General features: G+C 43.9%; 19 protein-coding genes. 2 read left to right on the plus strand and 17 right to left on the minus strand.

Annotated elements, in window-relative coordinates; genetic code table 11:
• Positions 1-77: 77 nt before the first annotated feature.
• The gene (locus tag ACY8DT_RS06220; protein ID WP_462422049.1) at positions 78-845 is read right to left on the minus strand and encodes a helix-turn-helix transcriptional regulator; all 768 of its coding nucleotides are present in this window, start codon (positions 843-845) and stop codon (positions 78-80) included.
• 214 nt (positions 846-1,059) lie between these two features.
• On the opposite strand from ACY8DT_RS06220, the gene pruA reads away from it, so the two are divergent.
• Positions 1,060-2,604 (plus strand): L-glutamate gamma-semialdehyde dehydrogenase, encoded by a 1,545-nt coding sequence (gene pruA, locus ACY8DT_RS06225; protein WP_462422050.1) that lies wholly within the window; start codon positions 1,060-1,062, stop codon positions 2,602-2,604.
• A 209-nt stretch (positions 2,605-2,813) separates the two neighbouring features.
• Entirely contained in the window at positions 2,814-4,043 is a 1,230-nt protein-coding gene (locus ACY8DT_RS06230; protein ID WP_462422051.1) for a dicarboxylate/amino acid:cation symporter, read from the plus strand.
• Positions 4,044-4,159: 116 nt separating this feature from the next.
• On the opposite strand, the gene ACY8DT_RS06235 is transcribed toward ACY8DT_RS06230, so the two are convergent.
• The 16 genes from ACY8DT_RS06235 to ychF all read right to left on the minus strand — a co-directional run bounded on the left by ACY8DT_RS06235 (position 4,160) and on the right by ychF (position 19,117).
• Positions 4,160-5,326, minus strand: coding sequence for a M24 family metallopeptidase (locus ACY8DT_RS06235; RefSeq protein WP_462422052.1), 1,167 nt, complete (start codon positions 5,324-5,326; stop codon positions 4,160-4,162).
• 22 nt (positions 5,327-5,348) lie between these two features.
• Positions 5,349-5,795 carry a hypothetical protein gene (locus tag ACY8DT_RS06240; RefSeq protein WP_462422053.1) on the minus strand — a complete coding sequence of 149 codons (447 nt, stop codon included), beginning with the start codon at positions 5,793-5,795 and terminating at the stop codon, positions 5,349-5,351.
• On the minus strand, positions 5,788-7,428 hold the full coding sequence (locus ACY8DT_RS06245) for a sodium/proline symporter (protein WP_462422054.1): 1,641 nt from the start codon (positions 7,426-7,428) through the stop codon (positions 5,788-5,790). Before ACY8DT_RS06245 ends, ACY8DT_RS06240 begins: the two co-directional genes overlap by 8 nt.
• A 3-nt stretch (positions 7,429-7,431) precedes the next feature.
• Positions 7,432-7,584, minus strand: a complete 153-nt coding sequence (locus ACY8DT_RS06250) for a hypothetical protein (protein WP_462422055.1) — start codon at positions 7,582-7,584, stop codon at positions 7,432-7,434.
• A gap of 180 nt (positions 7,585-7,764) precedes the next feature.
• Positions 7,765-9,771: a penicillin-binding transpeptidase domain-containing protein gene (locus ACY8DT_RS06255; RefSeq protein WP_462422056.1), complete on the minus strand. Its 2,007-nt coding sequence runs from the start codon at positions 9,769-9,771 to the stop codon at positions 7,765-7,767.
• A gap of 91 nt (positions 9,772-9,862) precedes the next feature.
• A complete protein-coding gene (locus ACY8DT_RS06260) occupies positions 9,863-11,173 on the minus strand; it encodes a CapA family protein (RefSeq protein ID WP_462422057.1) in 1,311 nt (436 codons plus the stop codon).
• Complete coding sequence (locus ACY8DT_RS06265) at positions 11,160-11,996, minus strand: M15 family metallopeptidase (RefSeq protein WP_462422058.1); 837 nt, start codon at positions 11,994-11,996, stop codon at positions 11,160-11,162. Before ACY8DT_RS06265 ends, ACY8DT_RS06260 begins: the two co-directional genes overlap by 14 nt.
• Positions 11,997-12,167: 171 nt before the next feature.
• Positions 12,168-12,524, minus strand: a complete 357-nt coding sequence (locus ACY8DT_RS06270; protein WP_462422059.1) for a SpoIIAA family protein — start codon at positions 12,522-12,524, stop codon at positions 12,168-12,170.
• 92 nt (positions 12,525-12,616) lie between these two features.
• Positions 12,617-13,519, minus strand: a complete 903-nt coding sequence (locus ACY8DT_RS06275) for a VOC family protein (protein WP_462422060.1) — start codon at positions 13,517-13,519, stop codon at positions 12,617-12,619.
• Positions 13,520-13,643: 124 nt separating this feature from the next.
• Entirely contained in the window at positions 13,644-14,045 is a 402-nt protein-coding gene (panD, locus tag ACY8DT_RS06280; RefSeq protein WP_462422061.1) for an aspartate 1-decarboxylase, read from the minus strand.
• A 252-nt stretch (positions 14,046-14,297) separates the two neighbouring features.
• Entirely contained in the window at positions 14,298-14,822 is a 525-nt protein-coding gene (gene ssb, locus ACY8DT_RS06285; RefSeq protein ID WP_462422062.1) for a single-stranded DNA-binding protein, read from the minus strand.
• 31 nt (positions 14,823-14,853) lie between these two features.
• Positions 14,854-15,162 (minus strand): 30S ribosomal protein S6, encoded by a 309-nt coding sequence (gene rpsF, locus ACY8DT_RS06290; protein WP_462422063.1) that lies wholly within the window; start codon positions 15,160-15,162, stop codon positions 14,854-14,856.
• A gap of 275 nt (positions 15,163-15,437) precedes the next feature.
• On the minus strand, positions 15,438-16,595 hold the full coding sequence (locus ACY8DT_RS06295) for a DUF418 domain-containing protein (protein ID WP_462422064.1): 1,158 nt from the start codon (positions 16,593-16,595) through the stop codon (positions 15,438-15,440).
• Between the two features lie 15 nt (positions 16,596-16,610).
• Positions 16,611-17,282: a YqeB family protein gene (locus ACY8DT_RS06300; RefSeq protein WP_462422065.1), complete on the minus strand. Its 672-nt coding sequence runs from the start codon at positions 17,280-17,282 to the stop codon at positions 16,611-16,613.
• Entirely contained in the window at positions 17,275-17,880 is a 606-nt protein-coding gene (locus ACY8DT_RS06305; RefSeq protein WP_462422066.1) for a TetR/AcrR family transcriptional regulator, read from the minus strand. The genes ACY8DT_RS06300 and ACY8DT_RS06305 overlap by 8 nt, the downstream gene beginning before the upstream one ends.
• A 136-nt stretch (positions 17,881-18,016) precedes the next feature.
• Positions 18,017-19,117, minus strand: coding sequence for a redox-regulated ATPase YchF (ychF, locus tag ACY8DT_RS06310; RefSeq protein WP_462422067.1), 1,101 nt, complete (start codon positions 19,115-19,117; stop codon positions 18,017-18,019).
• Positions 19,118-19,134 lie beyond the last annotated feature (17 nt).

A 19,134-nucleotide genomic window follows, 5' to 3' on the forward strand; every position in this document is an offset into this window, starting at 1 on the left:
TTATTCACTCTTAAAATCGTGCTGATGGATATTCTAATCACATCAATTATACAATTTCCTGTCCTGTATTTATTATTCTAATCCGCCCTATATTCATTTCTCTCCTCTTTTAAAATATTGATGAATAACAGAGGGAGATTCAAAGTGATTGGAGGATCTTCAGGCAGAGGCGGCCGTAAATTCAAAGTCTTTTTGTATTTCCCGGGAAAAGTCATCTTCTTTTCCACTCTGCCTCTCAAATTATCTTTGTGGACAAAGATTTTGAGTGGATTGTAAGTTTTGTGAATGACACATGCCAGACAGTAATAGTCGCCTTTTGGCACATTGTTAAAATAAACGTCCCGTTCCTTATCGAATTTCAATATCGCTTTGCCGATCACCGGCGACTGGTTCGGTATCGGCTTTTTGAACAGTCCGATGAATATGATGCCTTCGAATGTCTCACTGGAAGTCAGACGGACGGTAAGATCCGCCTGTCCGCTGACTTCTTCCAGCGGCTCATCATCTTCATGCAGTTTATAATCGCTGTAGATCTTATGGTGCCGGCTGGTCAGCTGTTTCGGTGAGAGGATCATTGATTTCTTGATTCTGTTCGTAAAGGTGCCCTCGCTCAAATAGCCGGATTTCAACTGGATATTAAGGACGGAGGCATTCGTCTTCAAAAGCTGCTCTACACTGTTCTGCACTTTCAGGCTCACCAGATAATCCTGCGGGGTGACGCCCGTTTCCTTTTTGAAGACACGATAAAAATGCGACTCACTATATCCGAAATAGTCAGCCGCTTCCTTTACCGTCGTATGATTGTAATGGGTTTTTAAGTATTCCAGTACTGCATTGATATCCATGGCTGTCACCACCGAATTATTTATCGTGTTTCCTTTTCATTTCATCAGAATACCCAACTCTTTCAACTTCATATCCCACTTTCATTTTAACGAATATTGCGAATATTTACCACTTATAAATGTAAGCCCTTTCTTTTGCATAACCTGATATTATTAGGGTAGAATAAACATATGCGCTTTCTCGCAACAATTTAATTTTTAGGAGGAATTTTTAATGGTATTGCCTTACAAAGCAGAGGCTGCGACTGATTTTACTCAAGAATCAAACAAGCAGGCATTCAAACAAGCATTAGAGCAAGTGAAAGAAGATTTTGGTGTTGAACGTCCACTCGTAATCGGTGGGAAAGATATCATGACAGACGATAAGACGACTGTCATCAACCCTGCCGATAAAGAGCAGATTCTTGGTCATGTTTCAAAAGCTAAACCAGATCACATCGAGCAGGCTTTCGAAGCTGCTGAAGAAGCATTTGAATCATGGAGTGCGTGGACTGCAAAAGAACGTGCAGACCTGCTTTTAAGAGTTTCAGCAATCATTCGCCGGAGAAAACATGAGTTTTCGGCATTGATGGTATACGAAGCTGGTAAACCATGGAATGAAGCTGATGGAGATACAAATGAAGCAATCGACTTCATTGAATACTATGCCCGCTCAATGGTTGAATTAGCAGATGGTAAACCGACACTTGACCGTGAAGGTGAAACAAACAGCTACTTCTATCAGCCTATGGGTGTCGGTGTAACAATCTCACCATGGAACTTCCCATTCGCAATCATGGCAGGTACGACACTTGCACCGGTTGTTGCAGGTAACACAGTACTGTTGAAACCATCAGGAGACACTCCTTTGATTGCATATAAATTGATGGAAGTCCTTGAAGAAGCAGGACTCCCTGCAGGTGTAGTCAACTTTGTACCAGGTTCATCACGTGACATCGGTGATTACATGGTAGACCACCATAAAACACACTTCATCACGTTTACTGGTTCAAAAGGTGTTGGACTGCGTATTACAGAAAGAGCGGCAGTCGTGCAGGAAGGACAGCACTTCCTGAAACGCACAATCACTGAAATGGGCGGTAAAGATACAATTATCGTTGATAAAGATGCGGACATCGAAGTTGCAGCTGAGTCAATCGTAACTTCAGCATTCGGATTTTCAGGACAGAAATGTTCAGCATGTTCACGTGCTGTCGTTCACGAAGATGTTCATGACGAAGTACTTGCAAGATCAATCGAACTGGCTAAAGAACTGACTGTAGGAAACACGGTGGACAACACTGACATGGGACCTGTTGTCAGCCAGAAACAGTTCGACAACATTAAAGAATATATCGAAACAGGTAAAAAAGAAGGTAAACTTGAATTTGGCGGAGAAACAGATGATTCCACAGGATTCTTTGTTCACCCGACAATCTTCTCAGACCTTGATCCGGAAGCTGTAATCATGCAGGAAGAAATCTTCGGACCTGTAGTCGGCTTCACTAAAGTCAAAGACTTTGACGAAGGTCTTAAAGTTGCAAACAACACAGAATACGGGCTGACTGGTGCAGTCATCACGAATACACGTGAAAACTGGCACTTGGCAGTCCGCAAATTCGATGTCGGCAACCTTTACCTGAACCGCGGCTGTACTGCAGCTGTCGTTGGATACCACCCATTCGGCGGTTTCAAACTTTCAGGTACAGACCAGAAGACAGGCAGCCCGGATTACCTGCTTAACTTCTTAAACCAAAAAGTCGCTTCAGAAATGTTTTAATTGAAAGTGGCTTGAATTTAGCTCCACCCTTTTGGGTGGAGCTTTTTTTTACGAAAAATAGGGCGTGAATAAAATCCTGAAACACTTCATCTAAACTTGTATTGACAGGTCATCGTTAAATTGTTAGAATATAAGAACTTTTTAAAATTTAATAAGTCTTGAATTTATTTCTAACAAATTTAAACATCACTTATGAGGAGCAGACTTTAATGAAAAAATTACTGACAGGAAAAAATCATCTTTTCACCCGCATTGCCATCGGCTTTGGACTCGGTATTCTAATGGGTATATTCTTCCCGGCATTTTCCATCCAGACAAGCTTTGTCGGAGATATTTATTTAAATCTGATTCAAATGATGATTATTCCGGTCATTTTTGTAGCTGTTTCCACTGGTATCATCAACATAGGCAGCTCTCAAGATCTCGGGCGCATCGGTTTGAAAAGTATTGTGGTTTTCGTTCTCATGTTTATCGCCACAGCAGCCATCGGTCTAATCATCTCCTACCTTATACGTCCCGGAAAGAGTATCGAGGTAGAATCTGCCTCATATGAGGGAGAAGTAGCTGAACCGACGCTCGCTGAGTTTTTCATGAATATCGTTCCCGACAACTTATTTATGGCTATCTCTGAAGGCGATATACTGGCAACGATTTTATTCACAGCCATTTTTTCCATTGCCATTGTCATCGTCGGTGAGGAAGCTGAACCTGTTAAAAATGTAATTAATAGTCTTTCAACGATTATCTTCAAAGTGCTGGACTTCATTATGGAAGCCACACCAATTGGTATCATTTCACTGATGGCTTTTGCTGTTGCAGAATACGGTACAGGAATATTTTCAGCACTCGGACTATACATATTTACAGCTTATCTCGGATGTATCATTGCTTTCATAGTTGTAATGCTTATACCTGTATGGCTATATACCGGCCTGACGCCTGTACAATTCATTAAGGGCATATACAAAGTATGGTTAGTTTCATTATCCACTACCAGTTCAGCAGTAACACTTCCGACAACAATGCGTGTATCAAAAGTCGATTTCAAAGCATCCGAGTCCATTACTAATTTTGTAGTACCGCTTGGTACGACCATAAATATGGCTGGTGGTGCAATTTCGTTCAGCGTACTTGCAGTATTCGTTTCCGATTTTTACAACCTGCCGCTCGATGTAGGACAGATCATCTACCTCGTACTCATCGCCACAGTATTGAATATGGCTGCACCAGGTATTCCCGGAGGAGGTATCGTCCTCGGCGCCTCATTTTTAACACTGCTCGGTCTGCCGATTGAAATGATGGGACCGATTGCTGCAATTTACCGTCTTCTTGATATGGCATATACAACGATGAATGTCACTGGCGACGCAGCTGCCAATCTCCTGATTAATAAATCAGAAGAAAAACGCGCGCTGAAACTGGATTATAGCCGTACTTGAGCAGACTCGCAGAAATCAGAGATTAAAAAGAGTCACTGGAAAATAAAATTCCAGTGACTCTTTTTGTTTGATTTGTTCACTTGCGGATGATTTCGTCTCTATGTGAGCACCAGTCTTTATTTTCCAACGATCAGCTTGTTATGGTCTTTCGTAAACTCCGTTAAATATTCTACACCGTCTTTAGTGACAAGGATGCTGTCGCCGACCTGGGTACGGTAGTTGTCAGAATCCGTACCGCCGTCTACTGCAAATACCATGCCTTCTTCAATAACTGCCTCACTGTTTTTAGCAAGCTCCGGAGAGGCGGTATATGAGAACCCTAAAGAACGGCCGGCTCTGAAAGGAATCGGATAGCCATTGTCTTCGATGACTCCTGCATATGCCTCGAATACGTCTTTCGCATATGCGCCGGGTTTAATCTGGGCGATCGCTGATTTCTGTGCCTCTTCAGCCACGTCCAGCATTTTTGCGACTTCATCATTGATGTCGCCGACGAAAAGCGTACGGTCGAATCCGACGAAGAAATTTTTGAACTCTGCCGTACCGCAATGACAGATGAAGAGGGGCTCGCCATGGACGAGTTTTGTCATGCCGCTTCTGTGGTGGCACATTGTGATTTCGCTGCCTGAACTCATGATCTGTTTATTTCCTATGCCGGGATAGTTGAACGGCTGCACATGTTGATAGTGTGCTTCCATCAGCTTGGCAGCATGGCGTGTCCCTGCTTCTTTTGAAGCCAGCTCCACTTCGTATTCGTAAACGCCGGGTGCTGCAACTTTCATCGCGCCTTTCAGCATTTCGACTGCCACTTCGCCTGCGTGTCTTGCGACCTGGATTTCCTCGGGATCTTTAACGCTTCTGAGTTTGTCTATTTCCGGACCGATATCTGATATGCGGTCTTTTGAAATCACTTCTCCGATGAAATCCCAGACGACGCGCGGCATCCACATATAGTCGACTGCCGCTTTCTCATCTTTGTACTTATTCAGATATTCCTTTAGAGGCGGACGCCATTCATCATCGATGCCGTCTGTCCACGGGATGATTTTTGTGATATCGGTCTGTTTATGGGCCATCTCCTCTTCCATTACAGGCACGATGAGTACGGATTCGCCATGTACAGTCTGTATAAAGATGTTCGGTCTGCCCCACTCGATGCCGAGTGCACCGTGGTAACCTGTCAGATAATAAACGTAGTCCGGATTCATGATCACTGCAACTGCATCGCCCTGTTTCTGAAGTTTATCGATGACACGTGATCTTCTTGATTTGAAATCAAACACTCTATCCCTGCTTTCGTATAAGTTATAAATCTTCCCCCGTCAGACCTTTGACAGAATCGACCAATATTTCTTTGCCATCTATCTCTGAGAAGAAAAATGCTTTATATACTTCCTGCTCCTGCACAATTTCTATTTCAGGGTTTCTGAATGCATGATATTTATGCATCACCCATCTGATTACCAATTTTCGCGCTTTATTGATCGCTTCTTCCGCAGTCAGTACCGGAGGCACCAGTGCTGAAGAATCAATATCGATTTCTGTCGTTTCAGGAAACATATTTGAACGGAGCGGCACGCCCTTTACAAGGTCCACCGTAATAACCGTCCATGCCGTCCTGGGTTTCATGAAAATCCGCGGCATGGTCACTTTGCACAATACGATCAAATACGGATAACCAACCAGTTCCCTGTCACTTAAATCCATAGGTGTGTTGATGATAGAGACCAGTTTGTTTTGAACGTTATCCATTCGTTTCAGCTGTTCCTGCAGTTCTGAATGTACCTGCTGATTTATAATCGCGGTCAATCAGATCCATGATGATCTCTTTTTCAGTCTTATTGTCCAGATTGCTCGCTTTCAGATTTTCAATGACTTGTTCATCCGAAGGCAGGAAAGTAAATCTGCCAAGTTCATTTTTCTCGGTAAAGTCATCCCAAAGTTTATCAAAGTCATCACCTTCGGGTGGCTTGGTAAACAAGCTGACCACGACGATTGCAACCAATGCTGCAATAAATGCCGGTCCGCCTTCATAAATATCAAGCGGCGGCCAGAAATACCAGATGACAGTAACAAGTGGTCCGACGATCATACCCGTGATTGCGCCGGTTTTAGTGACACCCTTCCAAAACAGGGAAAGGATGATCGGCGGTCCGAAACATGTGGCAAGACCCGCCCATGCGAATACTGCCAGCCAGAAGACCGAGTCAAGCGGGTTCAAAGCGATGATGATTGCAAACGCACCGAGTACAGCTGTTGCAATACGTGCGATAAGAATCGTCTTATCTTCGGCAAGCTCACCTTTTTTGAAGATCTTATTCCACATGTCTTCTGCGATTGTTGAAGATGCAATCAGAAGCATGGAGTCGATTGATGACATCATTGCAGACAATGCTGCTGAGACGATGATACCGGCAAGCCACCATGGCAGGAGTTCAACCGTCATTGTCGGGAAGATCTGTTCAGGATCTTCAAGTCCCGGGAATAAAGCAAGTCCGGACATACCGATAAGAACGGCACCGTAGTATGCGATCATCATCCATACGATCCCGATCAGTGCAATACGTTTTACATCACGCGTATTTCTGAGTGCCATGTAACGCACCAGGACGTGCGGGGAACCATTGAATCCGATCCCGATGAATAAGTAACTGATGATAGCGATAAGACCTGCGACCGTAAGAGCCGAGTTGCCAAAAAACGGCGCAAGGAATTCCTCGCCCATCATATCTGACAGCTGGTAGCCCATTTCTGTGAAACCGCCGATTTCAAAAATCGCGAGAATTGGCAGCACCAGAAATGCAAATGCCATCAGCAGCCCCTGTATAAAGTCAGTCAGAGATACCGCGAGGAACCCGCCCATCATCGTATAGACGACTGTTACGATACCGCCGACGATGACGCCGGTTGAAAAGCTGACCCCAAGTACGACTTCAAATAAAACACCGAACGCCACGAACTGAGCCGTGACGTAGACCGTCATGAAAACTGTCATGACGACGATGGAAACCCATCTCATGATGTGTGTATCATCTTTGAAACGCGCGGACAGAAAGTCCGGCACCGTTATTGAATTCTGCAGCTCTGATAAGCGGCGGATCCTTTTTGCAAAGAACAGCCAGTTAAAGATCGAGAACACACTTGATACTGCGTTCCATGCTGCACTCATACCTGTCGAATATGCCTCACCCGGCAGACCGACTGTCATAAAACCGCTTGATTCCGATGCTTTCTCACTCATGGATAAAACCCATGGTCCCAGATTCCTTCCGCCAAGAAAGTATTCCGAAGAACCTTTGCTGCTTAATCTCGCAGACCACATACCGAGGCCCAACAGAAATATGAGATAAAGGATTACAATTATTAATATACCAGTACCACCCATTGGTTAAGCCCCCTCATTTCTTTTTTGTTTTTTAAAAAGTTCATTTTCCAGTTTTTCCATTTTAAGTTCCCGAATATACCAGATGACGACTGAACCGATAAATAGGATAGGCGGCAATATTAAAATCAGCCATCCCGCCAGTGGAAATGCGTCCATATTGAAAATCTCCTTCCCGTCAGAATTTTTATTAAAAATTACTTGAACGTCGAGCGAAATTATTCAGATAATTATAAAAAGCTTAGCATAGTAAAATTGGATAGTAAACCGAGTGGACAGGGTTTTATTTATAAAAAAATGCTCATCATGTATATATGATAAGCATTTTTTACCATTTCATCATTCTTCAGTTCTGTACTCATCTTGAATATCTGCAAATTTCTGTGCTGAATATTCACTCATGCCGCGATCTTCCACATCTTCAGCGTAAAGACTTAAAATCATGTCTTTTTCATCCTGATCATAGCCGATGAACCAGCCTGTTTCCGAACCGCGTGTGTCCTGTGACATTTTATTTTCACTGGTGCCGGTTTTGCCTGCAAATGATGCATAGTCCCGTTCCATATCACTTGCATGATAATCGGTCACGACACTTCTCATCGCACTTTCAAGGTAATTAAGATCATCTTCATCTGCGATGTTCTCCACCTGGATTTCATCTTCAGAATCTGCAAGTATGTGCGGCACGTAAATATCGCCGCCGTTGATTACACCGGCATAGATTGAAGTGATCTGTATCGGTGAAATCAGCAGCTCACCCTGTCCGTATGCGCTGTCGGCAAGCAGTACTTCATTTTCAATCTGTTCTTCGTTTGAAACCTGGCTGGTATATATCGGATAGTCGGTGTCATATTCTTCACCGATGCCGAGCTCGTGCATGCCTTCAGTGAAACGTTCTGCTCCAAGATCCAGCATCGTCTGTGCAAAGTAGATATTGTCGGAGCTCGTAATCGCCCGGTCCAGGTCGAATCCGCCGTCTTCTACGTGATAGCGGTTGACGCTGTAACCGCCCCAGGAGTCATCCTTCTGCCAGCTCCTGCCTGAAATCTCACGGGTCTCATCACGATCGAATCCATCAGTATTGAGCGCAACCAATGCAGAAAGAATTTTCTGGGTCGATCCCGGAGAAGTCGTGCGGTTGAATTTTCCGACAAGCGGGTTTTCATCATCATTCTGCAGTTCTTCCAGCTCATTCTGGCTGATGCCGAACATGAAATCATAAGGGCTCGGGCTCGGATAGCTGACCGTTGCGAGCATGTCACCATTCTTCGGATCCAGTGCGACGCTAGCGCCTGAGTCTTCTTCCATCTCGCTGTAAACAATCTTTTGCAACTCTCCATCTATCGTCAGGACGATATCCGAACCGTCCTCAGCTTCTTCACTGAATAAAGTATCGACTGCATTGCCTTTGTCATCCATGATTGTAATTTCATAACCGCTTTTCGGCTGCAGACGCTCATCATATAACTGTTCCAGTCCGCGCTTTCCTGTCACGTCGCCCTCGCTTAAATAATCCGATTCTTCAAGTTCTTCTGCATTCACGCCGCCGACATAGCCGAGCAGATGGAATGTTGCCGCATCCAGCTCATATTCCCGGGCAGGCTCTTCCTGCACCTGCAGATTGTTCTCTTCAAAACCGGCTTTGTCCTCATCAGAAAACCGGTGTGTTTCCTTAATGGGAACAAACATCCCTTCACTGATCCACTCCTGATTGAAAGTGCTCTCCAGTGATTCCTCACTGATTTCAAGCGTATCGCTCAGAGCCGTCAGGTCTTCTTCTTCAACCTCTCCGGCAATAAAGCCGACCACTTCCTTATGACCGTTGAACGCCAGGGGTTCTCCGGATTTATCCTGGATTTCACCGCGCTCACCTTTAGTGAAGTTGAAGTCCAGTACATGATTGCCAAGCTCCGGAATGATCATGTCAGGTGTCCATTCCACATGCCAGTCATTCTCTTCCTCATTGTATAAAAGGCTTACCTCGATATCTTTGGAAAGTTCGCCGTATGCGGAATCGATTGCCCATTCCCCGTCGTAGATCTTATGGACATCTGTAGAGTTTTCTTCATCCAGTTCTAGATTGTTGATTTCTCTTTTTTCAACGCCCAGATCTTCGTACAACTTTTCATAACGTTCTGTCACATCTTCAGCGCTGTATTCTTCTCTATGCTCTGCGCTGAGATTTTCATAGATTTCTTCATAGCTGCCTTCTTCAAAATTTGAAACATATTCATTCAATGCTTCATCTTCATTTGCCTGGAAAATATTCGTAAAGTTAAATAATACTATTACAGTGACTGCGAGAACCGCTATCACGCCAATTATGATGCCAATCCATTTCTTCATCTTTACACCTGCAATTTCATGATTTAAAAAGAATAAACGAACAAATCATTAACTCTGAGCGTTAATCGATCATCCGTTTATTCAGATTTCATTATTCTAAATTTAATCTTGAATTTGTCCGTTCAAGCGAGCGGTCGAGACGTTCCAATATACTGTCCGGCAGATTTTCGTCACCCTGGAAATCTTCTACAGGCAGTATCTCATAATCAAACGGTCTCTCGCCGGTTTCACTGTGGCGGTACACCCATGTCGGCGTGTAGCTGATGTCGGCCACTGTCGTTTCATCGGATGCCGTATCTTTTTCAATATCGAAGTGCATGATAACGCCGTCTTCATTCGGCTGGAAGTCCTCTCCGATTGTTTCAAGGCGCTGGTTGGAAACGAAGTTACCCAGTGAGTAAGCGACGAATGCTTCATGTTCGCCATCGCTGGATTCAATCGTTTCCCCGCGCTGCAGCACGTGCGGATGGGAACCGATGATGAGGTCCACGCCCTGATCCGCTAAAAACTGTGCGTAATGTTTCTGGCTGTCACCCGGCTCCTCTACATATTCAGGGCCCCAGTGCATGTATGTGAGAATGATGTCCGGATCGTCCGCTTTCGCTGCATCGATGGCCGCTGTCAAGTTCTCTTCAGAGATGACGTCAATCATATTATGCACTTCTTCGTCCGTATACGGGTCGTCCATGCCGTTCATGCTTTCTGTAAACGCGAGCAACGCCACTTTGATGCCGTTGACATCTTTAATGACATGGCGCTCTTCCGGTGCTTCCTCATATGTACCGACAACATCCATATCCGCTTCCTCAAGCTTCTGGACTGTGCGTTCGATGCCCTGTGCGCCCATGTCCAGGCTGTGGTTATTGGAAGTGACGATTGAATCAAACCCTGCATACTCCACACCTTCGACAATTGCATCCGGTGTATTGAACAACGGATAGCCCGTGTAGCCCCGGTCCTCACCCGCAACTGTCGTTTCAAAGTTGCCGATTGCAAGGTCCGCCTCTTCCAGATAAGGCTTCACGTGTTCAAAGACCGGTTTAAAATCGTATGAATCCGTCTCTTCTACGTAAGCACCCCAATACTGCTCATCATGGGCCATTATATCGCCGACGGTCGAGATTGTAATTTCCGTCGTTTCAGATTCTGATGCCGCTTCGCCGTCCGCTTCCGAGCCGCTGTCATCCGAGCCGTCACTTTCCGGGTCATCGCCGTTTGTCCCCCCGTCATTTTCACTGTTTTCCGATTCTTCATCCACTGCCACTTCTTCACCCGGTTCACCGTCATCGTTCAAAAAGGTGAAAGTGCCATACGCAGCCCCGATGACGACAATGAGCAATAATACGGGAACAAGTATTTTTAACAAAGTTGATTTGTTTTTATTCCGCTCAGTTCTCTTCAATGTCTATCCCACTCTCCATAATATATTCTTCATACGTCAGACCACTGTCATATATATCTTGAGCCAGCTCTTCGCCTACATATCTCAAATGCCACGGTTCATACATGTAGCCGGTAATATCTTCCTTGCCTTCATGATAGCGGATGATAAAGCCGTAGACGTGAGCGTTGTCTTTCACCCATTCGCCTTCAGCCGTCTCACCGAAAGATTCCAACAGTTCATAGCCGACACTTTCACTCGTCACATCCATTGCGAGCCCCGTCTGATGTTCACTGGCCCCCGGCGGTGCACTGAAACGGCTCGCCGCTTCCTCACCGTGCGTTTCCACGTAACTCCCGTATTGTATCTCCTGGGTCCCGTATGAACGGTAGCCGGACCTTGCATATAATATAATGCCCGCTTCCTCTGCCGTTGCAAACATCTGCTTCAATGCGTCAGCTGCCGGGGCCCGGAGCTGATTGATTTCCGGATGCTCCGGGAATATCAACGGCACTTCGACAGCCACCAGATCACGCGGTACATAATCTTCGCTTAGCAGGTACTGCCTGTTTACAAGCGCCTCGATGCCAGCCTCATCAAAAACTTCTTCTTCAGTTACAAGCTCATATGTACGTTCTTCAATCTCTTCCGATTCAGATGTCTCTTCTGCAGACTCTTCCCCCTCATCAGCTTCCCCAGAGCTTTCTTCGGTTTCATCCTGTGCTTCCGTCGCTTCAGGTGCTTCCGATTTTTCAGTTTCTTCCGCCGGTTCGGAGTGACATGACGCGAGTATCAATACCGCAAACATTATCCAAAGGCACTTTCCATCTATAATATGTTTCATTGAACTCACCTTAATATACGTATTTTACTTAGTTTCATTTAACCACAGTACGGCGCTCTATACCATCACTAAGTGAAAAAGACCCGGATTGTCTCGGGTCTTTTCAAAAGTTCATTTTTAAAATAAAACCATCCAAATGTTTGTCTGTCCCAGGTATGGCGTCATCCAGCCTTATTCGCTGAGCCAGCTCCAGGCGTCGTCCATTTCTGCCTTATCATATTCTCTGACGTTAAGGCCGGGGAGGTGGTCTGCCACAGAAGCTGCTTTTTTCAGTCTTTCATCATCGGTGACAAAAGCAATTTTTTCATACTTGTTCCAGTACCACATATCGACGAATGTACCTTTCACCAAGGCGCCGACTTCGACATTCTGTATCTTTTTAAAGTAGGCAAGTACATTGATTTCACTACTTTCACCGTAATGTCTGCTTATAAATTCAGCGGCTTCATCTGTATCTTTTTTAGTCACGCCGCCGTCCACTTCCATATAAATGACATTTGGATAATCACTTTCAGTTATTTTCAACATATTGGGTCATAACTCCTTCTCGAGGCATTTATTAATTGGTTACCCTTTATCACTGTTTAAAAACGTGATATCAGCGCTGGATCGAGCCGGTCTCAGGATTGATGATAAGCAGCTTCCAATTTGGCAATATCAAACTTTTTCATCTTCAGAAAGGATGCGGTCACGCGTTTCAGCTGTTCGGGTGTGCCCGCCTCCACCATCTCATCCATCACTTTAGGTACGATCTGCCACGATACACCATATTTGTCCTTCAGCCAGCCGCACTGTTCAGATTCCGGCACATGTGACAGCTTGTCCCAGTAATAATCGATTTCTTTCTGGTCTTCACATTTGACGAGGAGCGACACCCCTTCGCTGAAGTTGAATTCATGTTTTTCAGCCGAATCCATCAATGCAAAACACTGATTTTCCAGCTCGAACTGGCCATGCATGATATGATCCGTCATATTCGGTTCCATATTTCCCGGGTAATAATAAACTCCGTCCGTTTTTGAATCATTGAAGATGTCCATATAGAAGTTCATCGCATCTTCCGCTTTGCCGAGATTATCGTTGATGAACATCATGGCGGGTATGATCCGGCTGTCGATTTCTTCTGCCGGTGCTTCCGTCCGGTACAGCTGCCAGGACACCCCGTATTTATCCTCTGCCCAGCCGTACAGTTCGCTGAAGTCGTATTTCTGAAACGGCATCAGAACTTTGCCTCCCTCTGTCAGTGCTTCCCAGATGTTTTGAAACTCATCCTGTTCATCTTTGGAGAAAATGACCATAAATGAAATGGAGGGATTTTTTGTGACGTAAGGTCCTGCACTGATACCCATAAAACGATAATCCATCACTTCGAAGTCGACCTGCTCCGCATCGTCGGACGGCGTCTGTTCAAAAATATTTGAATTTATCATTCTCGAATCCGGGAACAGGCTGGTGTAAAATTCAGCGGCTTCCATTGCTTCAGTATCAAACCACAAGTGCGGTACAATCTTTTGATAAGACAAAATGACTCACCCCTTTAATTTAGTGACTCCATTTTACAATGGAATCGGTTTTTATTTTTATTCTAATCTGCTTATTTCTAAAAAATGACGGTCTGAGATTGCCCAAGCCGCCATTTTTTATCGGTTATTCCACATTTTGAACGTCTGCGATCATCTGTGCGAGATCGTGCTCTTCGATGTTTGTAATCTGATTGTGCTCATCCATGAACACGACTTTCGGTTTCAGCTCCTGAATCTCTTCTTCTGACATTTCCGCCATGCTTAAAATAATGACGAGGTCACCTTTTGAAAACAGGTGCGCAGGCGGTCCGTTCAGACAGATTTTTCCGCCTTCCGCTTCAGCAGGCAGTGCATAAGTCTTCCACCTTGCCGCATTTCTCAGATTTGTTATCTGCACCATCTCGTAAGGATGGATATTCGCTTCTTTCATCAATTTCGCATCTATCGTAATGCTGCCTACGTAATCAAGATCAGCTTCAGTTACAGTTGCACGGTGCAGTTTTCCTTTACACATCATTCTTTTCATTTGAAACTCTCCTTCCGGTCCGGCTCATGACTGATCAGCCGGATTGAATACCATATCTTTTATTTAAGATTACACTAACATACAACATCTGGGAATTAAAAACATAAAAAAGCGCCTGTGACCGAGTCTCAGACGCTTTACACACATTTTATATTAAACATCCACACACATTAGATGCTTATTTGATTACACACACAGTTCACACACGTAATACGAAATTATTTCTATACTTTGATTAATTATGGTTAAATCTTAAAACGGTAAGTCATCATCACTGATATCTACCGGGCCATCTGCATTCGCAAATGGGTTTTCCTCGGTTTTGTCCTGTCTCGGACTCGGTGATGATTGTGCAGGTCTGGATCCAGTTGACTGGTTGCCAGCACCTCCACCGTACGCACTTGTATAATTATCTGCTGAGTTATAATTATTTTGAGATTGATTACTACCTTGTTGTCCTTTTGGCTCTAAAAACTGAACACTGTCACATACAACCTCGGTCACGTAAACTCTCTGGCCATCTTTGTTCTCATAGTTTCTGGTCTGGATTCTGCCATCAATACCTACAAGACTGCCTTTTTTCACATACTGGTTCACATTTTCCGCCTGTTTACGGAAAGTGACACAGTTTATAAAATCCGCACCACGTTCACCATTTTGTCCTGTAAAAGGACGATTGACTGCCAGGTTGAAAGTTGTAACAGATATATTGTTCTGACTGACTCTAAGTTCCGGGTCACGTGTTAAGCGACCGACCAATACAACACGGTTTATCATGCAATCAACTCCATGTCATTATTTGACTAAATTATTTGCTTGCTTTTTCTTCTGCCTGCTCATCACGGACAATGATATGACGAATGATATCATTGCTGATCTTAGCCAGACGCTCGAATTCTTGAGTAGCTGTTCCATCATCATTAACTTTGATGATCTGGTAAAATCCATCTGTGAAATCATTGATTTCATAAGCTAAACGACGTTTACCCCACTCTTTCGATTCGACAATTTCCGCACCGTTTGTAGTCAACAGGTTGTCAAAACGCTCTACTAAAGCTGTTTTTTCTTCCTCTTCAATGTTTGGGCGGATGACATATAAAATTTCATATGCTCTCATCTTCTGCACCTCCTTATGGTCTTTGACGGCTAATAACAACTCGTTATTAACAAGGAATAATTTTCATTACTCACAATCAATTATTATATCAGCAATGTGGACTTATTACAATAATTTAGTGAGGATTTTTATTTTTAAAATTCTGGGAACAGGTGATGGAGCCCCCGACGCTATAACTCTCTTCATGTGGGGTGTGGCACGAAATTGTCAATCGCAGGCTGCTCGTGCCACCAGCACAGCCAAAACCCTCATCCTTCCAAGAGTTTTGGAGTTTTTCATGTTTTATAAGTTAACTTCCTCATCCATATTTCAAGCAGGCCATTCTTTTTATTTTGTTCCATGAAATAGGCTATGGTCAGCGTCACTGCCCACAGCAGTACAGCAAATATGAATCCGGTCGTGATATTGATGTGTGCGCCGAGATCAAAGGCGATTGGTGACAGGAATACTACGATGAGGATTTCGTGTAGGACGAAGAATGTCAGTGAACGTTTGCCCATCGCTGCCATTGCATGGGTGATTTTATTCGGTGCATTGATCTTATGCCCTAAAATTCCAAATAACGCCGCGTAGCCGAGTCCTGCGAATAGTCCCGAGATGATGTGCACGCCGTATATCAGTCCCGCATTAAAGTACGACGGGAATATTAAATCGTTGATCAGCACCAGTGGAATCGCACCGATGATGGATATCGAAAGTGTGATGATCATCAACTTCTTCAAAAATGGCAGATGCTCTCCGGGATTGATCAGGACATTCAGCTGCCCCAGCCAGAACCCCATCAGTACAGAGGGAATAACCGGATACATCAGATGTGTGAACAGCGGTACGAACGGAATGCTGAAAAGGCGTGCCCAGATGGTATTGAGATATGTCTCTTCCCCGGTAAATTCAACAGGCACGCTGTAACCATCCATGGCAAATAAAGCGCCGCCCCATAACAATGAAACAAATACTGCATAAAAGAAGGTGGTCGCTCCCGTCCAGATCAGAAGCGTCTTATTGCTGCGGCCGAGGAAAGGCAGGAGGATGATTCCCGCGATACCGTACACCATCAATATATCCTGTCCCCAGAATACGCCTGTTAAAATCATGCCGAACAGAATTAAATAAATACATCTGCGTAAGATGAGCCGCCTCGCTTCACCGATGCTCCTGCGTTCACTCTGTTTGTTGTATATCATGATGACTCCATAACCGAACAATACTGCAAACAGCGGCCGTGCACGATTATCGACGAAGAATTCCATCATCATATTGATGAAGCTTTCAAAAGCGTTGCCGGGAGCCATTTTAGTAACTACGCCGGGTTCACTCAAGTACATCATCAGCGGAACGTGCGACAATATGATGAGAAACAGCATCGAACCGCGTGCCAGGTCGAGTGACAGTGCTCTCTTCTTCTGATTTGACTGTGTCCTTACTTCAAACATATTAAAACTCCTGACTTAATGAGTGACCAGACGGATGAACTGAGCGTTGTTGCAATCTTTGACAACGACGCCGAGCTCCATCAGGTCTTTCTTAAGATCTTTCACTTTCTTTTCATCATCCTCCCTTTTGGCCTGTCTTCTTTCATAAAGAATCGTATTTGCCGTGTCGCTCAATTCATCGTGACCAGCAGTCCATTTGAAAAATTCATCGATATATGGATCTTCGCTGACCCATGGATAATGAAATTTCTGAAAGGTATTTTCAAGTTTCACGGTCGAATAATCCGTGTCCTGCCTTAAAAGCTCAAGCCCATCATTGCCGATGATGACAAGCTTTTTCCCTTCTTTGAAAACACTCTGGATATCCGACTTCTGTATTTCAGATTTTTTATCAAATATATCCACAACTACATGGTCCCGATTGACTTCCATCTTCAAAATTTCTGTGAATATAAAAATCGACAAAAAGACACCTGATATAAATCCGAGTATCGCAAGCCCGCGGTTCAACCAGCTGCTGTCGATACCCGTGATGAAATTGATCAGCTGATTATCCGATAAAAATGGAAGCATTGCAATCCAGTCGACTATGGATGGGAGGTAATAGAAAATGCCTGCCGTTAAAATCGGAATGATGACGATGAGAATTTTCTCAAAGCCATTCAGTCCTAGTTTTTCACTATTCATTTTGACTGCCTCCTGTACATAAATACTGACCCACCATTTTGAACAGTTCTTCTCCATATCTTTCACTTTCCGTATCATTTTCCGGGGCAAAAATCATTTCATCGATAGCGCCGTTGATGATTCTTGTTAAAATTTTAACGTCGACACGCGAAGTAAACTGCTTAGTTTCTATTCCTTCTTCAATAATTGAATTCAATATTAAATAAACACCGTCAGTCTCATCCTCATCCATCAGATATAATGCTTTGTTATCTTCTGTTCTGGCATTGAATATGATCTCTATCAGCGCTATGTTCTCCACTCGGAATTTTCTCTGGTAATTCAGGGAGGCATTAATATACTCTTCTATTCTTTCAATGGCTGTTTTATCACTTGTAATGGAATTTTGGATGTACTCTATTTTATGAATGAAAATATGTTCCAAAAGTGCAAATAACAATATGTTTTTGGATTTGAAATGGTAGGACACTAAACTTGGATTTATATCTGCACGTTTTGCGATATTTTTAAAAGTCATATTTTCATAGCCTGATTCAGCCAACTCTTCGATACAGGCTTTTATAATCTGCTCTTTTCTCTGCTCCTGGATAAATGACAACACGCCCACCTCTTTTTGAATGCTCATTTAATATTTTAAACGGGTATTCAAATAATGTCAATGAAAGTTTCTTATTACACATTTTCTGCACAAAAATAGTGCCACCCGACAAATCGGATGACACTTCTATAATTTATTAGACGTTGAATCTGAAATGGACGACGTCGCCATCTTTCATGATATATTCTTTACCTTCCAGACGGACTTTGCCCGCTTCTTTGGCTTTAAGTTCACTGCCTGCTGCGACAAGATCGTCGTAGGCAACCGTTTCTGCACGGATGAATCCTTTTTGGAAATCAGTATGGATGATGCCTGCACATTCAGGGGCTGTCATACCTTTTTTAAATGTCCATGCACGGACTTCCTGAACGCCTGCAGTGAAGTATGTCGCAAGGCCGAGCAAGTCGTATGAAGCACGGACCAGTTTATCCAGTCCAGACTCTTCAAGGCCGAGCTCTTCTAAAAACATTTCTGTTTCATCATCATCAAGTGCAGCAATCTCTTCTTCGACTTTTGCCGAGATGACAATCACCTGAGAACCTTCATTTTCTGCATATTTCCTGATTGCTGTCAGATGTTCATTCGATGACAGATCCATCAGATCATCTTCCGATACGTTTGCCACATATAACATCGGCTTTTCAGTCAGCAGATGGAAGTGCTTTACTGCATCCTGCTCTTCTTTTGAAAATTCCAAAGCCCGGACCGGCTGTCCTTCTTCCAGTCCTTCTTTGATTCTTGTCAGCACAGCGAATTCGGCCATCGCTTCCTTATCTTTCTGCTTTGTCATCTTCTCCACTCTCGGCAGCCTTTTTTCAACACTTTCAAGGTCTGCGAGAATCAATTCCATATTGATGACTTCGATATCCTCGATCGGATTCACATTTCCTGAAACATGCGTCACGTTATCATCGTCAAATGCACGGACGACCTGTGTGATTGCATCCACTTCACGGATGTTTGCGAGGAATTTATTCCCCAGTCCTTCACCTTTGGAAGCACCTTTCACTATACCTGCGATATCTGTAAATTCGAATGCTGTCGGAACAGTCTTTTTAGGTTCCACCAGTTCTGTCAATTTGTTCAGACGCTCGTCAGGTACTTCAACAATACCGACGTTCGGATCGATTGTTGCGAAGGGATAGTTTGCAGCAACTGCACCTGCTTGTGTAATTGCATTAAATAAAGTGGATTTACCGACGTTTGGTAAGCCAACAATTCCTGCTGTTAAAGCCATGTTATTTCTCCTTTAAT

The sequence above is a fragment of the Salinicoccus sp. Marseille-QA3875 genome (assembly GCF_054950095.1).

Bases quoted from the DNA above. Each gene is read 5' to 3' on its own strand.
- rpsF (WP_462422063.1), bottom strand. From the start codon at position 15,162: ATGAGAGCATATGAAATTTTATATGTCATCCGCCCAAACATTGAAGAG.
- panD (WP_462422061.1), bottom strand. From the start codon at position 14,045: ATGAAAAGAATGATGTGTAAAGGAAAACTGCACCGTGCAACTGTAACT.
- ACY8DT_RS06295 (WP_462422064.1), bottom strand. From the start codon at position 16,595: ATGTTTGAAGTAAGGACACAGTCAAATCAGAAGAAGAGAGCACTGTCA.
- pruA (WP_462422050.1), top strand. From the start codon at position 1,060: ATGGTATTGCCTTACAAAGCAGAGGCTGCGACTGATTTTACTCAAGAA.
- ACY8DT_RS06220 (WP_462422049.1), bottom strand. From the start codon at position 845: ATGGATATCAATGCAGTACTGGAATACTTAAAAACCCATTACAATCAT.
- ACY8DT_RS06240 (WP_462422053.1), bottom strand. From the start codon at position 5,795: ATGGATAACGTTCAAAACAAACTGGTCTCTATCATCAACACACCTATG.
- ACY8DT_RS06265 (WP_462422058.1), bottom strand. From the start codon at position 11,996: ATGAAACATATTATAGATGGAAAGTGCCTTTGGATAATGTTTGCGGTA.
- ACY8DT_RS06230 (WP_462422051.1), top strand. From the start codon at position 2,814: ATGAAAAAATTACTGACAGGAAAAAATCATCTTTTCACCCGCATTGCC.
- ssb (WP_462422062.1), bottom strand. From the start codon at position 14,822: ATGATAAACCGTGTTGTATTGGTCGGTCGCTTAACACGTGACCCGGAA.
- ACY8DT_RS06245 (WP_462422054.1), bottom strand. From the start codon at position 7,428: ATGGGTGGTACTGGTATATTAATAATTGTAATCCTTTATCTCATATTT.
- ACY8DT_RS06300 (WP_462422065.1), bottom strand. From the start codon at position 17,282: ATGAATAGTGAAAAACTAGGACTGAATGGCTTTGAGAAAATTCTCATC.
- ychF (WP_462422067.1), bottom strand. From the start codon at position 19,117: ATGGCTTTAACAGCAGGAATTGTTGGCTTACCAAACGTCGGTAAATCC.
- ACY8DT_RS06270 (WP_462422059.1), bottom strand. From the start codon at position 12,524: ATGTTGAAAATAACTGAAAGTGATTATCCAAATGTCATTTATATGGAA.
- ACY8DT_RS06255 (WP_462422056.1), bottom strand. From the start codon at position 9,771: ATGAAGAAATGGATTGGCATCATAATTGGCGTGATAGCGGTTCTCGCA.
- ACY8DT_RS06250 (WP_462422055.1), bottom strand. From the start codon at position 7,584: ATGGACGCATTTCCACTGGCGGGATGGCTGATTTTAATATTGCCGCCT.